This window comes from Streptomyces sp. NPDC101152 (genome assembly GCF_044768275.1).
In the GTDB taxonomy this organism is placed as follows: Bacteria; Actinomycetota; Actinomycetes; order Streptomycetales; family Streptomycetaceae; genus Streptomyces.
In genome coordinates, this window is the sequence record NZ_JBIWPO010000070.1 from 12,676 (window position 1) to 30,546 (window position 17,871).

Sequence of the window (17,871 nt, forward strand, 5' to 3'; positions counted from 1 at the left end):
TGGGTGGAGTCGAGTTGCTTGGTTTCAGGCTACTGGCGGGGTGCGGAGTTCGTACTCCACCGGGCTGAGCATGCCCAGCGCGGAGTGCCTGTGCTGTCGGTTGTGGAAGATTTCCAGGTACTCGAAGAGCGCGGTGGACAGCTCCAGACGCGTCCGCCACCGTCTGCGGTTGAGCAGTTCGACCTGGACCCGGGCCCAGAAGGACTCCATCGTCGCGTTGTCCACGCAGTCCCCGATGGAGCCCATCGAGGGCAGCAGGCCGGAGGCCCACGCGCGCTGGGTGAACACCCAGGACCCGAACTGCACTCCGTGATCGGAGTGGATGATGGTGCCACCGGGCCGCGGGGAGCGGTCGCCGATGGCCATGGCCAGGGCGTTGGTGGTCAACGCCGCAGTGGGCGAGGCGTCGATCGGCCAGCCCACCACGCGCCGCGAGAACGTGTCCAGGACGACCGCGCGGTACACCTTGCCCTCCCAGGTGGGGTGCTCGGTGATGTCCGTGACCCATAACTGGTCCCGGCGTGACGGGTGAAGTTCCGCTCCACCAGGTCAGTGACGGATGGGGTCACGTGCTTGGCGCGGGGGCGCCGGTTGCCGGGCAGGCCGTGCAGGCCGGCGCGCTGCATCAGCAGCTCCACGGTGCCGTGGCTGACATGGATGCTCAGGCCCAGAGCGAGCTCTGCGTGCACCCGGCGGGAACCGTAGGTGCCGCGGGAGGCGGTATGGATGCCCACGATGGCCTCGGTCAACCAGGCGTGCTTGACCAGGCGGTTCGACGGCGGACGGTCTCGCCAGGCGTAGTACCCGGACTCGGCGACATGCAGGACCCGGCAGGCCAGCTGCACCGGCAGGTGCTCGCGAGGCATCACGCGGATGGCTTCGAGCCGTCTTTTGGGGGCGTCACCTCGCCCAGCAGTTCGGCAGCCCGCCGGTGGATGGCCAACTCGGCCTCCAGCTCGGCGATACGCTTGCGGGCTGCAGCGAGCTCGGACAGGTCGCTGCTGTTCGTACCGGGCAACTGCCCTGTATCGATGAGGTGCTGGCGACGCCCGACATGGATCGTCTGGTCGCTGATGCCGAGGAGCCGGGCGGCCTCGGCGACCTTCCTTCCGGATGCGACGAGATCGAGAACCTTGCGGCGGAATCCGGGCGGATAGCTGCGGGGCATCACGGCCTCCGAAGGCTGCTGGACGGTCAATTGTCCAGCAACCCGACTCCATCAGATCCGGGGCATACCAAGGACTCCACGAATCCGGGGTCAGATCACACCGGCGCGACCACCGTCTCCTGGCATGACCCGACATTACTGAGCTCTTTCAGCATTGCCGCTCCAGGGCGAGGACGGCCTTTGGCGATTGACTGCACAGTGCAGCTGACGCGACGTGAGTGAAAATCGCCTGGAGATTGTGTGAGCAAAGGCGCGCCGACGAGAGCGCGGCGTGCCCGTGCAGCCGGACGTCGGCCCTGGTTGCAGGGGTCGGGCGGCCCCGACCCCGCTGAAGCACCGGGTGGGGGATCGATTGCCTGTGCGAAATTACTTGCTCATACCGGTCTATGCTGGCGCCGGGCTGCGCAGGGTGTCGGCCAATTACCTTTCCGTCCAGCAGTTTTGACAGGAGCGGGGCGCGCCACCGCTCGTAGAAACGTTCGTACAGGGACACGCGAAAATTGATCAGGCACTTGTTGGGCAGACGAAAAATCGCGAACCAGAAGAAGGGCGCGCTCGCCGGTCTCTCGGTGCCGCAGAGTGCGGGCCTCCTCAGCTTCCGCGTCATCGACTCGGTCGGTGAGCCCCTGGTGCAGGCGCAGTACACGCTGAACGACAGCCAGGGGCGCAAGGTCGTCGCAGGGGAGACGGACCCGTACGGCTGGGGCCTCGTCGTGGTCCCCGTCGGCGAGTACCGCATGTCGGTCTCGGCGGACGGCTTCGCCGCGCACCTGGGACACGCGTCCGTGCGAGAGGGAGGTGCGCCCGTTGCGCTCGGCGACCTCACCCTGCATGTCGCGCCCACGCTGCCCCTGCCCGAACCGGGCGAGTGGGAGATCGAGGCCGCGCACACCCGAATAGGCTTCACCGCCCGCCACATCGGTCTCGGCCGCGTGTACGGCAGCTTCGGCAACTTTGCCGGGGCCATCAGGGTCGGCAACACCATGGAGCACACCGCGATGCACGTCGTCATCGACGCGGCATCGATCGACACCAACGTCAAAATGCGTGACAACCACCTGCGGTCCGGGGACTTCCTCGACGTGGAGAACTTCCCGACCCTGGAGTTCTACAGCGACCGCTTCGTGCACCGCGGCGGCCAGAACTGGGCGATCACGGGCGGTCTCACCCTCCACGGGGTGACCCGCACGGTGACCCTCGACGCGCAGTACAACGGCGTGCGGGTGGGCATGGAGGGCGAGACCCGCGCCGCCATCCACGCCACGACCGAACTGCACCGCGAGGACTACGACATCAACTGGCAGACCATGCTGGCGCGCAACATCGCCGTGGTCGGCTCGAACATCAAGGTCGACCTGGACATCCAGATCGTCCCCAAGGGCACCAAGCTGGAATTCAAGTAACGCAGAGGCGAACTCCACGGAGTCGTGTACGGACCCGACCGGTCCCGTACGCGGCTCTCCTGCGTTCCGGACCGGGCGCCGGCAGCAGGTGCGAACACAATGAACTCTTTGAGAGTGGTCATCGATCGGGTGACGGATGGGTGGGCCGCAACGCACAGGGCCGTGCTGTTGAGGGAGGTGTTCGAAGTCTCGACTCATCGGTACAGGAGCCCTGTTGGTTCCCCATCCTGCCGTACTCGACCTCCCGCACGCGCTGGTCAAATGGCTGACCCTGCTTATCGTTACCTGCGAGGGTGACCGTCGCTGCAAGCTCCGCCGCACCGGCGTGCCCTGGTCGCGCTGGTGTACCTGCGCAAGCACGAGTCGCTGGCCCAGATCGCCGCAGCCTTCAGGATCTCGGTCGGCACCGCCCACGCCTACGTCCACAGGGCCGTCGATCTCCTCGCCGCCAGGGCGCCGGACTGCTGAAGGTGCTGTGGGAGAACACGCCTGACTTCGTCCTGCTGGACGGGACTCTCGCCGAGTGCGACCGCACCGGGAACGGCACCACGGACTACTCGGCCAAGCATCGCCGCCACGGGGTCAACGTCCAGGTCGTCACCGACCACACGGGGGAGATCCTGTGGATCTCGCCGGCTCTGCCGGGCCGGGCCCACGACCTGACCGCCGCCCGCACCCACAAGATCGTCAGGATCTGCGAACGCCAGGGCGTGCCCATCCTCGCCGACCGCGCCTACCAAGGCGCCGGCCCCTGGATGACCACCGGCATCAAACGCCCACCCGGTAGCGAACTCACCGCGACTCAACGGTCGTTGAACCGCGGAATCGCCATTGCCCGCGCACCCGTCGAGCGAGGCATGGCCCGCTTGAAATCCTGGCGCATCTTCCGCAGGTCCCGCGTCAGCCCAAATCGAATGACGTCATCCATGAAGGGGCGGGGCCGGTCAAGTGCGGTGCTTGTCCGGGTCTTTCCTACTGCTCGTTGGGATGAGGGCGTGCTCGGCCGGGGGGACGGGCTGTTCCCGTTCCCCCGGTATGTGCTGTGGGCCCGCCCGCGGGCGGGCTGTTGTAGGGGTGTGCTCTTCACCAGTGTGATGCCGAGGTGGCGGCGCTCGGGCTGCCGGTCATCCATCCGCCGCGCCCGCGTCACGCATGGTGAGTGGGGCGGCATGGTGTGGTTCGGCACACGGCCGGCGGGATCAATCAATCGCGCGGCCTCGCCGCGGTGCGGGGGCCAGACGTCATAGCGATCACGCGCCGGTCGTGGGTCCGGATGCTGCTCACACCGGATTCCGGCGGGTCAGGCAGCGGACCTCGCCGTCGCGCAGCCCGTAGTAGACCAGGGTGACGGAGCGTTCAGCCACCGCGCCAGTCCCCGACCCTACTAACGGACGAGACGACACCCACCTGGCGAGGAACTTACTGGAAGATAAAGGGCAATCCACCTAGATCACTCTCAGGGACGGCGATCGCCCTGCCGGTGCAGCCCGGCAGGGCGGTCGTCACGGTTTCAGTCCCGTTGGTGCGGTCGTGTCGACGTGGACGGGCACGGACGTGTGCGACACCGGCCGCGGGGTTTCACGGCGTTGCTTGATTGGAGCCGCGCCAGCGCAGTGACCTGCACGTGCGAGCGGGGCCTGTTGGAGTGTCAGAGCTGGTAGAAGTCGGTGTAGTGGTTGGGGGAGTACCAGACGGTGCCGGTGTTGGAGTCGACGACGATCCGGTAGGCGTCCCGGTGGGCGCCGCAGGCGCGGGGGTAGACGTCGTACTCGTAGAAGGTGTCACCGGAGGGCAGCTGTCCGTCGTTGTTGTAGAACTCGCCGCCGGCGTAGCTGCACTGGCCGTCCGGCCAGTCGACCCAGCCCCGGGTGGTCGGGTAGCCGAGGTCGGACCAGGTCGAGTTGGCTGAAGCCGCGTCGGAGCATCCGCTGATGCTGCAGGAGCTGTAGACCGCCGCGTTCGCAGCGGGGCTGTTGATCGCGGACAGGCTGAGCACGGATGCGATGGCGGCGAGCAGCACCGCGAACCGCTTGGCCCAGGACAGCTGGGGACGTCGCAGAGTCAGCAAGGAATCCTCCAAGTTGATGTTTTTGGCCGCCGCCGAGATGCGGCGGCGGCCGTCGGGAGCAGGTTGGGTGCGCGGCGGCCAGGGTGTGGGTGTGGCCCCACCGCCGTGCGGGCGGTTCGTCAGCCGGCGGGTGCCGTCGTCACGACGGTTCCGGCCAGGAGCAGGGCCGGGGGCGAGAACACCCGCGGTGCCGAACCTGGTGATCTGTGGGGGCGAGCTCATGTCGCAAAGAATGACGCGCGTAGACATGCCCCTGTCAATGCCAAGTAGGTGATGTTTCCCAGGAGTTCACCGATCTCCTTCGAGGATGCCCCGCCCCTTAGGGCGGGGTGGAATCGAAGCTCCTGCGGTGCAGGGCAGGGAAAGAAGAACGGCCGCCAGGGCGGTTCTTCGTCTGGCCCGGACTTGCCGCAGGTGGCCGCGAGTTGACTCGTCGATCAAGGGCTCACTAGTGTCATTTGCGTGAAGATCGTCGCGCAGGTGAAGTTGTTGCCGGCGTCCGCGTATGACGCGGACGCTCTGGCGGCGACCCTGCGTGCCTGTAACCGGGCCGCGAACGCGGCCTCTGAGGTGGCGTTCGCGAAGGATCTGAAGCGGCGCAACATGTTGCAGGATGCGGTGTACCACCGGATCAAGGCAGATTTCGATCTTGGGGCGCAGGCCGCGGTGCGCACGGTGAAGAAGGTGTGCGATGCGTATGCCGCGCTCAAGGCGAACATCCGCGCAGGGAACTGCGGGCCGGAAGGCTCCAAGCGCCGGGCCACAGCCGAGTCGAAGCCGATCAGGTTCCGGGAGACGTCGGCGCAGCCGTACGACGACCGGATTCTGACCTGGAACCTCGATGCCCGGACCGTCAGCATCTGGACGGTGTCCGGACGGTTGAAGGGCATCCCGTTCGTCGGCTCCCCGCAAGCGGTCAAGCTCCTCCCGCAGCGCAAGGGCGAATCCGACCTGGTGATGCGGGACGGCATGTTCTTCCTGATCGCCACCATCGACATCCCCGAGCCCGAGGTGTACGAGCCCAAGGGCTTCCTGGGTGTGGATCTCGGGATCGTCAACATCGCCACGACCTCGGACGGCCGGATCATGTCCGGGCGTCAGGTGAACCGCTACCGCCGGCGCAAGCGTGAGCTGCGCTCGAAGTTGCAGAAGAAGCGGACCAAGTCCGCGGCCCGGGTGATGAAGCGCAACCGGCGCCGTGAGGCCCGCTACGCCACCCAGCGCAATCACATCATCGCCAAGAAGCTCGTCGCCACCGCTGAACGCACTTCGCGGGGTATCGGTCTGGAAGACCTGACCGGTATCCGGCAGAGGGTTACGGCCAGGAAAGACCAGCGGGCACGACTGCACTCCTGGGCCTTCGCCCAGCTCGGCGCGTTCGTCGAGTACAAAGCCAGGCGAGCCGGTGTGCCCGTGGTCCATGTGGACCCGCGCAACACCTCCCGCCAGTGCTCGGAGTGCTGGCACACCCACCGATCGAACCGGGTGACCCAAGCGAGGTTTGCGTGCAAGTCCTGTGGGACCATCCTGCACGCGGACCACAACGGCTCCCGCAACATCGCCCACCGGGCCGATGCTGCGTGGCAGCGGGGCGCAGTCAACCGCCCCAGAACGCCATAGGCGCTCCGGACGCAGGAACCCACAGTGGGACACCAGCATCACGTCTCACTCTGCCTGCAAACCCGGCCCTTCAGGGCCCGGGTAGTTGACGGAGACACCTCAGGGAGTCCTGGTCGTGTCGGTATCACCGGCCGCCCCGTGGGGCCCCGTCGCGCGGCTGCAGATGCTGACACGCGGCGTGCCTCCGGGCGGCGAGTTCGTCGTCAGAACTTGGTGGCGTTGACGGTTTCGGCTCCGTCTGGGTTCCGCCTGCGGCGCGCAAGGGACGCTCTCCGTGCGGACGGGATCTCGCACTGCGTGCGCCGGCCTCGCCAGGCGCCCTCCGGTGCTGGCGCTTCGGAGCTGGATGGCCCGTCAGTTCGTCGACTGCAGAGGGCAGTCGGCCGCGAGATTCGCATCGGTGCACTCCCGCGCGGCGGAGACGCGTTTGGCTTCGCCGACCTCGGATGCCCTTCCGGACAGGTATGTCACCCTTGCCATCGGCGCCCGAGGACGTGCGGGCGGCGTCCGGTGCCGAGCTGGTCCCTTGCCTGCGCCTACTCGGCGAGCGGCTGGACGACGCCCAGGCCGTGGTCGTTCTCGCCGCCGTACTGGGCGGGGCACAGCACGAGGACGGGATGCAGCACCTCCGTCAGACTGTGCTGGCCCAGATCGTCGACTCCCTGCGCCCTGCCGTCACCGCTGCCGTCGCCCGGGGGCGCCTGTGCGACGACGTCGTGGCCGAGACGTTCGCCATGACGACCGTCGGGCCGCTCTTTTATCAGCGGTTACTCGGGGGCGCCCGGCTCGGTGACGACACGGTAGGACGCGGTGGTGGATGCGGCGCTGCGGGCGTGGGCGCCATAACGATCCCCGTGGCCTTCCTCGTGGATCGGGAACGCAACCCGGATCGCCGACCGCGTCCCCGATCGTCCCCGTCGGCCCCTTGAGTCCGGCAGGTGCCGCCGCCCGCGTCGACCACGATCGCGCCGAACTCGGACCGCTGCTCAGGGATGTGCTCGGCGATGTCGTCGAACGGTACCGCTCGATCACCAGGTTCTCGGGAATCTCGAATCCTTCGGCCTGGGCGACCTTGAAGTTCTCCGGCAGCTGGGCCAGCTGTGTCTCGCCGAGGCCCGCCGCCTGCTGGGGTGCCTGGACGCCTCGATGCTGCTACTGGCGGACGCCTACTACGATGCGTTCGACTTCCTGCAGGCCGTCGCAGACACCCAGGCCCGATTTGTGCTGCGGTCCACGAGGAAACGCAAGCCGACCGTGCGTCGCGCGCTGTTCGACGGCTCCTATCTGACCAGTATCGCCAGTCACCGCTACCGAGCGGGACGCGGGTACGGGCGGATGGAAGTCCGGGTGATCGAGGCATGGATCACCGTCACCCTTGCCGACGGCACCCGGCGCACCGAGCTGTGGCGACTGCTCACCAACCTGCTCGACGGCGACCGCTACCCCGCCCAGGAGCTCATCACGCTCTATCACCGCAGGTGGCAGGCTGAGACCTGTTATTTCTCGTTGAAGTCGACGATCCTCGACGGGCGGGTACTGCGTTCGCGCAGTGTTCCTGGCCTCGAGCAGGAGATCTTCGCGCTGCTGACGTCGTATCAAGCACTGATCCGGACTGCCGGAGACATCACGACCGCCACACCAGGCTTGTCCGCGCAGCGGGTGAGCTTCACCGTCCTGTTCCAGGCCGCCGCCGGCCAGATCATCACTGCCTGGGTGGGCACGATCGACGTCGTGTCGCTGATCGGGGCCATCGGACGGGCGGTGCTGGACCGTCCCCTGCCCGAAGGGCACCGCCAGCGTCTGAAGGCGAGGTTCCGCAAGACAGTGAGCGAGTACGACTTCAAACGAGGCGATCATCCCCGCACCGTTCAGACGTACACGCTCGAGACTCAAATGATCAAGGGCAGGCGCCTTGACGGCGGAGGCAACTACCAAGCGCAACGGTGTTGCACGTCAAGGGACGTCATCGTGAGGCGATGGTGGTCGGCGGTGAAGCGTACTGGCCGGCTCCAGTCGGCAGGACTATGGCCGCCCTGGCGAGAGCGGGGGCTGTCCGCCAGGCGGGCGAGGTGCTGCCGTCGGGAAGGGCGCGGGTGACGCCGCCGCAGCCGCATGCACCGCTCCTGGAACCGCTGCGGCGCTTCTGTGGCCGCCCTCCGCCTCGTGCGAGACATGGCATGTCTACGGTAGAGCAAACAGGTCTTTAAAGGGATGAAACTGGCTTTTTCGCTCTGCGTGAGAGCACTTTCGTCCTCTCAACTGTTGACACGGGGCAGTTACGTCATCGACCTTCATGCGTAACATCCGGCGCTTGGAGCCCAGAGGGAGGGTCGCACCTGAGGCACTCGGGACCGCGAGGCCCTCGGGCTGCCGCCCCGACCGCCTCACCCCCCCGACACCGAAGATCCACCCGAAACCCGGGAGTACACCCATGTCGTCAGGTAGAAGACTGTCCCGCCGTACCCTGCTGGGCGCTGCGGGCGCCGCTGTGGCAGCCAGCGCGCTTCCCGTGGTTCCCGGCTTCTCGCGTCTGCTTCCTCAGGCGGTCGCCGCGGACATGCAGACCAATCTCAGCAACCTGGTCAACATGCGGTTCGGCATGTTCAACCACTTCAACATGGGCACGTTCACCAACCAAGAGTGGGCCGCCCCGAACCAGAACCCCGCCCTGTTCGCGCCCACGGCGGTCGACTGCGCCCAGTGGGCGGCGGCCGCGGCGGCGGCGAAGATGAGCTACGGCGTGCTGACCACCAAGCACCACGACGGCTTCTGCCTGTGGCCCAGCGCCCACAACACCTACAACGTCGCCAACAGCTCCTACAAGCAGGACATCGTCGCCCAGTACGTCACGGCCTTCCGCGCCAAGGGCCTCAAGGTCGGCCTCTACTTCTCCATCTGGGACCGCACCTACAACGTGCAGGCCTACGACACCCGCCACGGCGTCGCCTCCGACCAGGCCATCCAGCCCGGCGACATCACCTACATCCTCAACCAGATCACCGAACTGCTCACCAACTACGGCACCATCGACATGTTCGTCACCGACGGCTACGCCTGGCAGATGGGCCAGCAGGCCGTCCCCTATCAGCGCATCAGGGAACATGTGAAGTCCCTGCAGCCCGACATCGTGATGATCGACCACGGCGGGCTGTCCGTGCCCTTCCTCGGCGACGCGATCTACTTCGAGGAGCCCCTCGGCATCACCTCACCCGCGGGCAACACCTACGCCTCGCTGCAGGGCCAGACGATCAGCAACGGATGGTTCTGGCACCCGACGACGCCCACAACCGATCCGATGAGCAGGGACGCCATCCTCTCCCACCTGGTGGACCTGGAGCCCAAGTACACCTCGTTCATCCTCAACTGCCCGCCCAACCGCAACGGTGTGCTGGACACCAACATCGTCAACCGGCTCGCCGAGGTCGGCGCCGCCTGGAGCGGCCCTAACACCTCCCGGCCGCCTCTGCCCGCCCAGATGCTCCGGGCCCAGCACCCGGTCACCCCCGTGGCCGCCTACGCCACCGCGTACCACACCGGCGAAGGCCCGATGAACGCCATCGACGGCCTCAGCGACAAGAACTTCGAGACCTGCTGGTCCACCTGGAACCTCCCGCTGCCCCAGACCATCACCATCGACCTCGGCGGCGTATGGAGCAACATCTCCACCCTGGAGTACCTGCCCAAGCAGTGGAACCGCAGCAACACCACCGACGGGGACATCACCGCCTGCACCATCTCCACCAGTACCGACGGCACCACCTTCACCGAGGTCGCCACCGCCTCCTGGGCCGGCGACCGCACCTCCAAACTCGTTGAATGGCCGGCCCGCAACGCCGCCTTCGTCCGCATCCAGGTCACCGCCGGCACCGGCGGCTACGCCAACATCGGCAACCTGCGCATCGGCGGTCGCATCGCGACCCCCGCCCTGGTCTCCACCCTCTTCCCCGGCGACGGCACCGTGTACCGCCTCGTCGCCCGCCACAGCGGCAAGGTCGCCGACGTCTCGGGCGCCAAGACCGCCAACAACACCGCCATCTTGCAGTGGCCCTGGCAGAACCACGCCAACCAGAAGTGGACCCTCGCCCTCGCCGACGACGGCTACTACAAGATCCGCAACGTCAACAGCGGTACGCTCATGGAGATCGGCGGACTCTCCCGCACGAACGGTGGAACCGCCGACATCTGGAGCGACGCGACCGCACCCCAGCAGCACTGGGCCATCACCCCCACCGGCGACGGCTACTACCTCCTCACCAACCGGCTCAGCGGCCTGTCCCTCAACGTCGACAGTGGCTCCACCGCCGACGGAGCCGCCATCAACCAGTGGAACTACACCGCCCTCGCCCAGCAGCAGTGGCAGATCATCCCCTCCTGACAGCGGACCGGAAGAGACGTGCACCGGCGCGCACAGGCGCCGGATGCACGCTCCAGTTCCTCGTGAATACGAGCGGAACCTGCAGCAGTGAACCTCAGTGCATCTTCCTGGCCACCCACCGCTCAGACCGGCGCGGCGGGCCTGGTAACTCGAGGGGTCTCTATGGGCGTGTCTCCGGCCCTCGGAGTGCGCGGGTTCGGTAGCCTGATAGACGACGGGCCGAGGGTGAAGATGCTGACCGTCGCGTTCTTGGAGGGCTCCGGGTAACGGTGGTAGGGACCGACGCCACCTCGATCGAAGCTACAGCGGACATGTTCCTGTCTCAGCTTCTGGACGAGTTCGCCGCCGAACGCGAGACAAGTCCTGGCGCTCAGAACTCGGATCGAGCGGGACACCGGCCGAGCCTCCGTCTCGCTCAATCTGAACCAGCGCTGGTCACAGCCCCGAGGCGGTTCAACTTCAGCGAGACGGGTCAACAACAAGCACAGCTACGAGAGCCTCGCTGCAGGCGGAGGTTGCTGGGTCGCGTCCGCAGGAGAACTCGCTGAGAGAGAAGCGTGGAGGGGCATGATGCTCGCTCATCTCAAGTACCTGTGAACAGAGATGGAGACCTCCCTCTTCTCCATCAGAGGTGAAGGCGGACCGTAAGGGGAAGCAGGGCCCCTTGCCGCTGCCCGAGAATCGCGTGATCGGCCCGACCACGTCAGGAGGGGACTGGTTGGAGGGCGGTAGCCCCTGGAGCCGTTCTCCGATAACGTACCGACTAGACGGTACGAGTGGGTGTGCCCCACACGCCCGTCGCGTGCTCGATGAACAGCAACGCTTCATCCGCCACAGGACGGCGACCCCTCATGACGCAGGACACGGACCGAGACAGCCTGGCCCTCGCACGCCAGACCTGGAGAACTCTTGAGCCCTACCACGGGGCCGTCTACTTCTCGCCCGAATCCGCAGCCCAGTACGCCGAGTTGGGCGTGGACGCCAGGACGGGGTACTTCGCGTCCCGCTCCGCCGCACTCGGCGCCGCTCCGGCGGATCTGGTCATCGCCACGTTCTACAACTTCAATCCCCAACTGGTGCGCCGAGCCATCCCCGCGGCATGGGAGGCCGCCACGCCGCAGCGGTTCGCCGCCGCCCGGCTCGCAGGGATCGACGCCACGCTCCGCCGTATCCTCGGCGCGGACATCTCCTCACCGGCGCTGGCCCGCGCAGCGGAACTGGCCCGTACCGCCGCTGAAGTGGCCGTGCGCCATCCACAAGGCCGCCCTCTCTTCGCCGCGCACGCCGCACTGCCGTGGCCGAGCGCACCCCACCTCGTGCTCTGGCACGCGCAGACTCTGCTGCGGGAGTTCCGTGGCGACGGCCACGTGGCGGCACTACTGGCTGCCGGACTGAGCGGGCTCGAGGCTCTCGTCACGCACGCCGCCACAGGCGATATCGGCGCAGAGGTGCTGCGCGACTCGCGGGCATGGACGCCGGAGCAGTGGGGGCAGGCCGTACAGAACCTGAGTGAGCGCGGATGGCTCGACGATGGACCCCACCTGACCTTGACCGAGGACGGTACGCAGCGCAGGGCGGAGATCGAGCACACCACCGACCAACTGGCGGCCCTCCCTTACATCACGCTCGGCCCTTCCGCCTGCGCCGAACTTCGTTCACTGGTGAGGCCGTTCAGCCTCGCGGTGGCCAAGGAGCTCCTGCCCTCGTCAGTCGACCGCCTCAGTGAAGAGAGCTCTTGAGGGAAGAGAGGGAGGTCGGGAATTGTCGGCAGCGGCCCCTCTCGCCGGCGCCATCTAACTGACCTGCCGCATCTGGGCCAACTTCACGCACTGGCTGACCAACCGGTCCTCAGGCCGATCGCGAGACCGACGTGGGCGTCGATGCTGGAAATCACGTGGGGTGTCGTTTCTTCTGCCGGTGGCCGCGCCTTGGGGTCCGCTCACCGGTGTGTGTGGAGTGCTATCGGGTTGCTCGCGCGGTGCGGGAGGCGGGCGCGGCCGTGCTGATCGGCGAGCCGGCACGGGGGTTGGGCGCGGGACGCGGTCGTGGTGTGGGGCCGTTCCGGTGGCATGCTGCCAACGTGTGCGGACCGCGCCGATGTCGGCGAGGGAGCGGAGCGACGACGAGCCCTCCGTGTAGTCAGGTGGGACGGGCGGCGATGATGTCCCGGTGCGGGGCCAGCACGCCGGCGCGTGGCGGGAAGCGGGCTGTGATGTCGTCCACGACCGCGGTGAGCGCGTCGGCCTCAGCGAGCACTGTCTGGACGGGGTGGGGGAGGGAGGCATCGTGGACGGTCTGGACGAGGCGTTCGGCGGCTGCCTGCAGGCGGCGGCGGGCGTGCGGCACCGACGATCACTGCGACGGACTCGGTGATGATGAAGGGCCGAGCGGGGCGTCCGAGCCGCGGTCGCGAGCCACCCGCGGGATCGCCCGGAAGTATGCGGTTCAGCCCGAGCCTGCCCCTCGTGAGCGCGGTGACCGCGCCGGCCATGGCGCTCGGCTGGCACCTGGTCGCCTCCATCGGCGGCGGCGACATGCCCGTCGTCGTCTCCATGCTGAACAGCTACTCGGGCTGGGCGGCGGCCGTGGCCGGCTTCCTGCTCGACAACAACCGCTCATCGTCACCGGCGCGCTGGTGGGCTCCTCCGGTGCCTACCCGTCGTACATCATGTGCAAGGCGATGAACCGGTCCTCCTCTCCGTCATCGCGGGCGGTTTCGGCATCGAGGTGCCGTCCGGGAACGTCCAGGAGCAGGGGGAACACCCGTGAGGTGCGGGCGGCCGAGGTGGCCGAGATGCTCGCTCAGGCCCGCTCGGTGATCATCGCCCCGGGTACGGAATGGCCGTCGCCCAGGCCCAGCATCCCGTCGCGGAGCTGACGCGGCAGCTGCGCGGGCGGGGCGTCGAGGTCCGCTACGGCGTCCATCCCGTCGCCGGGCGCCTGCCCGGCCACATGAACGTCCTGCTGGCCGAGGCGAAGATGCCCTACGACATCGTCCTGGAGATGGACGAGATCAACGATGATCTTGCGGGCACCTCGGTCGTGCTGGTCATCGGCGCGAACGACACCGTCAACCCGGCCGCGACCGACGATCCGGCGAGCCCGATCGCCAGGATGCCGGTGCTGCGGGTCTGGGAAGCCGAGCAGGTCGTCGTCTTCAAACGCTCCATTTCCTCCGGCTATGCGGGAGTGCAGAACCCCCTGTTCTTCCGGGAGAACAGCGGCATGCTGTTCGGTGACGCCAAACAGAGCGTGGAAGAGATCCTCCAGGTACTGGGCGACGACATCCGACCCGACACGGCACCGGCGGCGCGGCAGCCGACGGTGCCCAGTCGCTGACGGGCCCGTGCCCGCGCTCCAGCCCGAGCGCGGAGGGGCGGAGATCGATCGGAGAACCCCGCCGGTCGTGGGGCCGCCTCCTGCCCTACCTCGCGTTCAGGCGCCCGCACCGCTCGCTCGCCACCCCGCTCAGGCGGATCCTGACGGACGATCACCCCGGAAGGCGCCGCGGATCGCTCTGCGCTGGCTCGCGGTCGTGTCACCCCAGACTCCGTCCGCTTCACCGTGGCGAACGCCCTAGTCCCGGCAGGCGAGGAGCACCGGGCACCGGCGGCGCACGGCCCGGGCACGCGCCGTCTCAGTGTCCGTCTCCACCAGAGGGAAGAACAGCTCGGGGTCCTCGCCCACGCACAGCGCCCGAAGGCGCCAGACGGCGCCATGATTTTCGATCGATGGTGTACGAGCCATACCGCACCTCCGCGGTCCGACCAGGGCACAGGTGTGACCGTGGCTGGGGAGCCACGGTCCCGGCAGAGGTGCCCGACATCCTATTCCGCACGGCCGAAAGAAGGCCATAGCGGACTTTCACGGCACAGTGCGTGATGTCCCGGCCGAGCGACGTCGGCGCGGTGAGCATGCGGTCGCCGGTACGAGGCGCGGGTTTCGCACGGAAGACTGTCTGCGGGTCCCTGCCCCTCCGAGGACGCGCAGACAGCCGGCCCCGGGTTCGTACGGGTGCCGACGATCCGGGGGAGTGGCTTTGGACCGCGGTCAGGAGCCGACGATGCGGCGCACGTTCTCGACAGCACCGCAGTCCGCCTTCAGATGACGCTCGCGCTCTTTCACGAACGCCTCGCCCAGTCCTCTCGGCGCTCCATGTCCACGTTCTCGCGCGCTCCGTTCAGGATGGTGCGCTCCTCCTCGTCGGCGTGGTGCGTGACGGCCTGCACGAGTTCTTCCAGCTTCTCATCCCACTCCTGGGAGCCGACCTCATCGACTTCCAGGAGTTCCAGGACTTCCTTGTTGCCCTCCTCGTGCTCCTCCTCGCCGTGTTCCACTTCGGCGTCGTCGATTTTCTTGTAGCGCTTCAGGGCGGGATAGATCTTCTCCTCTTCCGCCAGAGCGTGGGCGACCAGCAGATCGGAGAACTCGCGAGGAGCGACAGCCCGGTCGGCTTCGACGCTGCGCATCAGGTGACAGAGATCCTCCATTTTCTGGTGGTCCTGGAGAATGAGTTCAACCACGTCTCTGGTCTGCGTCATGGGGGTGGGCATCACTTTCGTGCGGGGGTCCTTGCAGGATCCCGGCTACCCCGTCCTGCGGTGTTCAGCAGTACGTCCTGATCGAATGACGAGCAGCCCGTTCTCCGGCTTCGGCATCGCGCGCAGGCCTGCACCACCTCACGGCGCTGCGGGGGACGTGAAGGAAGTCGCCCTGCACCAGGACTCCGGGGAACCGTCTGCCGGGAAGGCGCACCACTGCGTCGTTGCCACCGCCTGCGAACGGGGCGGCCGCAATGCGCTCCATCCGAACATTAGCCTGGCATCTACGGCGAGGGCGGCCTTGCACAGTCACCCCCACCCTGAGCCGCTGTGAGGCTCGGACTCCCGACAAGGTGGCGGTCTCGCTGTGCGCCCGGTGGAAGGGCCCGTACCGGACATGCCTGTGGCTCCGGACGCATCCGGGCCACAGGCAGGCTGCTGGTGGGGGGCACCAGCGAAGACCAGCGTCAGAGCGCATGCCGAAGCCCAGCAGCCAAACGACCAGCACGATGACCGAGAGCCACCACAGTGCCTTCAGGGCGCAGCCCGCGCCGAAGAGGGTCAGAGCCAGCAGAAGAACGGCAAGCAGGGGACTCGGTTCTCCGCGGCGGTCTCTCCGCACCGCCGGGCCGCGATGACTCAGCTGTGCACTGGTGCGCCGTTCGTCCGCTGTACTGCCATGATCACGGGTTGTACGGAGTGTACGTGATGGAGGAGACCTTGAGGTACCTTGCGCCGTCCGCCGTGGCCCAGGTCGAGTTGTTGGGGTTGCCTGGCCAGTCACCGCCGACAGCGGTGTTGACGATGAAGTGCATCTTCACACCCGGGGCAGTGGTGTACCACTTCGTCCCGGTGATAGTGCCGTCCACGGCGAAGTCGATGTGATCGGGCCACCAGGTGAACGAGTACGTGTGGTACGAGTTGGTCCAGCCCGCTGCGTTCGTTTTGGAGAACTGGGTCTGGGTGTTGTTGGGATCGTGGAAGGTCTGGTAGACGGTGTTCGGGTTCTGGCCGACGATTTCGGCGGCGTCGAACTCAGGGAGCCACGGATTCAGGAAGGCAGCCCACACGGCGGGCAGGAGACCCTGGCCGTTGGGCATGTTCGCGGTGAAGCTGTACGTGCCGTAGCCGTAAAGCGCCTTGGACTCCACGCGCCCCGAGTAATAGGTGTTGCCCGACTTGTAGGTCTTGATGACGAGGGTGCTGCCCTCGTACCACACGCAGGCGGGAGTGTAGGTTTCCAGCTCGTTGTTGGCGGTCCACCGCCCGTTGATGGTGTTCCACGAGTTGACCGTCTGGGGAGTTCCCCAGGACGCCGCGTGGGCTTGCGGGTGTCCCAGGACAAGCAGCGAAAGGGTCGCCAGAGTGACCACCATCAGGCGTCCCCGTGTGACAAGGGCAGAGGACATCGCGGCTCCATCGCTCGGATGACATGGGGCGTGGGAGCGATCCCACGCAGCCTTCATCGGCGGACTTTAGGAGTCCGTTTACTCTTTGACAAGATGTGCGGCGCGATCCGTTCGTTGTCTTTTGGAGTTGAAGGCGCGGCGTTCTGCGGGTGGGCTGATCGGAATTGGATGCGAGCCGCGCCGGCCCCAGGGAGTGTCAACTTAACGGCTGAGCTTGGTTGTTGAGTGGTCAGCGGTTGCTTGGGCTGAGTCGCAGGGCTTGATCAAGTTCCGGAAGCGTGTGAATTAGCTGCGATTCCCAGGACTCGCTTCGTGGTCTCCCTCAGCTACACCATCGTCTCTCGCGGTCAGCGAACGACGCGGTAGGAGAGGTGGGTCGCCGCCGGGGTCGCTGTCACCTGGGTGCGTTCGAGGGTGATCGCGGAGTCGAGCACGCTGAACAACCGCGTGCCACCGCCAAGCAGGACCGGGATCACATGCACGCGGATCTCGTCGACCAGGCCGAGCGGGAGCGCCTGCTGCATGACGGTGGCGCCGTGTAGCCCGACGACCTTGTCGCCCGCCGCCTTCTTTGCCTGCTCGATCGCGCTGACCACGCCGTCGGTGACGAAGGTGAACACAGGCGGGTACGAGCTGGTCGGTGCCTGGTGGGTGACCACGAAACACGGGACGTCGCCCATCGGGCCGCCCTGGCCCCAGCCACCCTCTCCCTCGTTCTTCTCAAAGGACGTACGGCCCATCACCACCGCACCCCAGTCATCGACCACCCGCTCCAGGATGGCCCGGTCCTCGTCGGTCGCCTGGTCGGACATCCACTTGTGCAGCATCCAGGCCCCGTCACCGAACGGGTTCTCACGGCTGTCATTCGGTCCGGTGACGTATCCATCGAGCGAGATGGACATGTCGCAGATCACTTGTGCCATGGGTAACGCCCTTCCTCTACCGGTGCTCCAGATTCACAGTGCGCTGTGTACGACTCGGCGCGCCGGTCGAATTCATCGGTGATCCGTGGATCGCCCATGACGCCTCCCCGCCGCGAACGAGCGCCCGCGGCGATCCCCTCAACCCCACGGCCCCGCCCGGGCCGGCCGGGGCGCTGTGCCATGCCGTCCCGGCCGAAAGCGTCTGGATTGACGGCGATGCCCAGAATGGGGAGTGCTCGGGCTGGTTCATCGCGGATCGCCCGGGTGGTCTTGGCGACGTTCTCGGCTCCGAGGGTCTTCAGTGCGCCGATGGCGAGGTTGCGGAGGGATGCCATGGCACGCGGTGCGGTTCCGGCGTGGACGG

The 17,871-nt window shown here is 67.1% G+C and carries 12 protein-coding genes and 5 pseudogenes; 8 read left to right on the forward strand and 9 right to left on the reverse strand.

What is annotated here, in order from left to right:
- Nucleotides 1-24: 24 nt before the first annotated feature.
- Nucleotides 25-1,168, reverse strand: a pseudogene (locus tag ACIRVK_RS41575) (IS3 family transposase).
- Nucleotides 1,169-1,683: 515 nt separating this feature from the next.
- Here ACIRVK_RS41575 and ACIRVK_RS41580 point away from each other — a divergent pair.
- Nucleotides 1,684-2,571: a YceI family protein gene (locus tag ACIRVK_RS41580; RefSeq protein WP_404256706.1), complete on the forward strand. Its 888-nt coding sequence runs from the start codon at nt 1,684-1,686 to the stop codon at nt 2,569-2,571.
- A 214-nt stretch (nt 2,572-2,785) separates the two neighbouring features.
- Nucleotides 2,786-3,491, forward strand: a pseudogene (locus ACIRVK_RS41585) (transposase family protein); the annotation flags it as partial.
- Between the two features lie 728 nt (nt 3,492-4,219).
- Here the strand turns inward: ACIRVK_RS41585 and ACIRVK_RS41590 are convergent.
- Nucleotides 4,220-4,639 (reverse strand): ribonuclease domain-containing protein, encoded by a 420-nt coding sequence (locus ACIRVK_RS41590; RefSeq protein ID WP_404256708.1) that lies wholly within the window; start codon nt 4,637-4,639, stop codon nt 4,220-4,222.
- 462 nt (nt 4,640-5,101) lie between these two features.
- On the opposite strand from ACIRVK_RS41590, the gene ACIRVK_RS41595 reads away from it, so the two are divergent.
- The 5 genes from ACIRVK_RS41595 (at nt 5,102) to ACIRVK_RS41615 (ending at nt 12,373) form a co-directional block, all read left to right on the forward strand.
- Nucleotides 5,102-6,259 (forward strand): RNA-guided endonuclease InsQ/TnpB family protein, encoded by a 1,158-nt coding sequence (locus tag ACIRVK_RS41595; protein WP_404256710.1) that lies wholly within the window; start codon nt 5,102-5,104, stop codon nt 6,257-6,259.
- Nucleotides 6,260-6,732: 473 nt separating this feature from the next.
- On the forward strand, nt 6,733-7,188 hold the full coding sequence (locus ACIRVK_RS41600) for a TetR/AcrR family transcriptional regulator C-terminal ligand-binding domain-containing protein (protein WP_404256712.1): 456 nt from the start codon (nt 6,733-6,735) through the stop codon (nt 7,186-7,188).
- Between the two features lie 217 nt (nt 7,189-7,405).
- Nucleotides 7,406-8,356: a transposase gene (locus ACIRVK_RS41605; protein ID WP_404256714.1), complete on the forward strand. Its 951-nt coding sequence runs from the start codon at nt 7,406-7,408 to the stop codon at nt 8,354-8,356.
- Between the two features lie 334 nt (nt 8,357-8,690).
- Nucleotides 8,691-10,634 carry an RICIN domain-containing protein gene (locus tag ACIRVK_RS41610; RefSeq protein ID WP_404256716.1) on the forward strand — a complete coding sequence of 648 codons (1,944 nt, stop codon included), beginning with the start codon at nt 8,691-8,693 and terminating at the stop codon, nt 10,632-10,634.
- Nucleotides 10,635-11,485: 851 nt separating this feature from the next.
- Entirely contained in the window at nt 11,486-12,373 is an 888-nt protein-coding gene (locus ACIRVK_RS41615; RefSeq protein ID WP_404256718.1) for a hypothetical protein, read from the forward strand.
- A 400-nt stretch (nt 12,374-12,773) separates the two neighbouring features.
- Here ACIRVK_RS41615 and ACIRVK_RS41620 read toward each other — a convergent pair whose 3' ends face one another.
- Entirely contained in the window at nt 12,774-12,980 is a 207-nt protein-coding gene (locus ACIRVK_RS41620; protein WP_404256720.1) for a hypothetical protein, read from the reverse strand.
- A gap of 143 nt (nt 12,981-13,123) precedes the next feature.
- Here ACIRVK_RS41620 and ACIRVK_RS41625 point away from each other — a divergent pair.
- A pseudogene (locus ACIRVK_RS41625) lies at nt 13,124-13,973 on the forward strand (NAD(P)(+) transhydrogenase (Re/Si-specific) subunit beta).
- Between the two features lie 237 nt (nt 13,974-14,210).
- Here ACIRVK_RS41625 and ACIRVK_RS41630 read toward each other — a convergent pair.
- The 6 genes and pseudogenes from ACIRVK_RS41630 to ACIRVK_RS41655 all read right to left on the reverse strand — a co-directional run.
- Nucleotides 14,211-14,381, reverse strand: a complete 171-nt coding sequence (locus ACIRVK_RS41630) for a WhiB family transcriptional regulator (protein WP_404256722.1) — start codon at nt 14,379-14,381, stop codon at nt 14,211-14,213.
- Nucleotides 14,382-14,684: 303 nt separating this feature from the next.
- Nucleotides 14,685-15,175 (reverse strand): annotated as a pseudogene (locus ACIRVK_RS41635) (hemerythrin domain-containing protein).
- A 64-nt stretch (nt 15,176-15,239) separates the two neighbouring features.
- The gene (locus ACIRVK_RS41640; RefSeq protein WP_404256726.1) at nt 15,240-15,653 is read right to left on the reverse strand and encodes a DUF6959 family protein; all 414 of its coding nucleotides are present in this window, start codon (nt 15,651-15,653) and stop codon (nt 15,240-15,242) included.
- A 205-nt stretch (nt 15,654-15,858) separates the two neighbouring features.
- Nucleotides 15,859-16,551 (reverse strand): family 16 glycosylhydrolase, encoded by a 693-nt coding sequence (locus ACIRVK_RS41645; RefSeq protein WP_404256724.1) that lies wholly within the window; start codon nt 16,549-16,551, stop codon nt 15,859-15,861.
- A gap of 380 nt (nt 16,552-16,931) precedes the next feature.
- Nucleotides 16,932-17,507 carry a dihydrofolate reductase family protein gene (locus tag ACIRVK_RS41650; protein WP_365845281.1) on the reverse strand — a complete coding sequence of 192 codons (576 nt, stop codon included), beginning with the start codon at nt 17,505-17,507 and terminating at the stop codon, nt 16,932-16,934.
- A pseudogene (locus tag ACIRVK_RS41655) lies at nt 17,495-17,871 on the reverse strand (hypothetical protein); the annotation flags it as partial. The pseudogene ACIRVK_RS41655 and the gene ACIRVK_RS41650, both read right to left, overlap by 13 nt.

Coding starts and splice junctions, on each gene's coding strand:
- ACIRVK_RS41605 (WP_404256714.1), top strand. CDS start 7,406: ATGCTGCTACTGGCGGACGCCTACTACGATGCGTTCGACTTCCTGCAG.
- ACIRVK_RS41610 (WP_404256716.1), top strand. CDS start 8,691: ATGTCGTCAGGTAGAAGACTGTCCCGCCGTACCCTGCTGGGCGCTGCG.
- ACIRVK_RS41615 (WP_404256718.1), top strand. CDS start 11,486: ATGACGCAGGACACGGACCGAGACAGCCTGGCCCTCGCACGCCAGACC.
- ACIRVK_RS41630 (WP_404256722.1), bottom strand. CDS start 14,381: ATGGCTCGTACACCATCGATCGAAAATCATGGCGCCGTCTGGCGCCTT.
- ACIRVK_RS41640 (WP_404256726.1), bottom strand. CDS start 15,653: ATGCGCTCTGACGCTGGTCTTCGCTGGTGCCCCCCACCAGCAGCCTGC.
- ACIRVK_RS41645 (WP_404256724.1), bottom strand. CDS start 16,551: ATGGTGGTCACTCTGGCGACCCTTTCGCTGCTTGTCCTGGGACACCCG.
- ACIRVK_RS41650 (WP_365845281.1), bottom strand. CDS start 17,507: ATGGCACAAGTGATCTGCGACATGTCCATCTCGCTCGATGGATACGTC.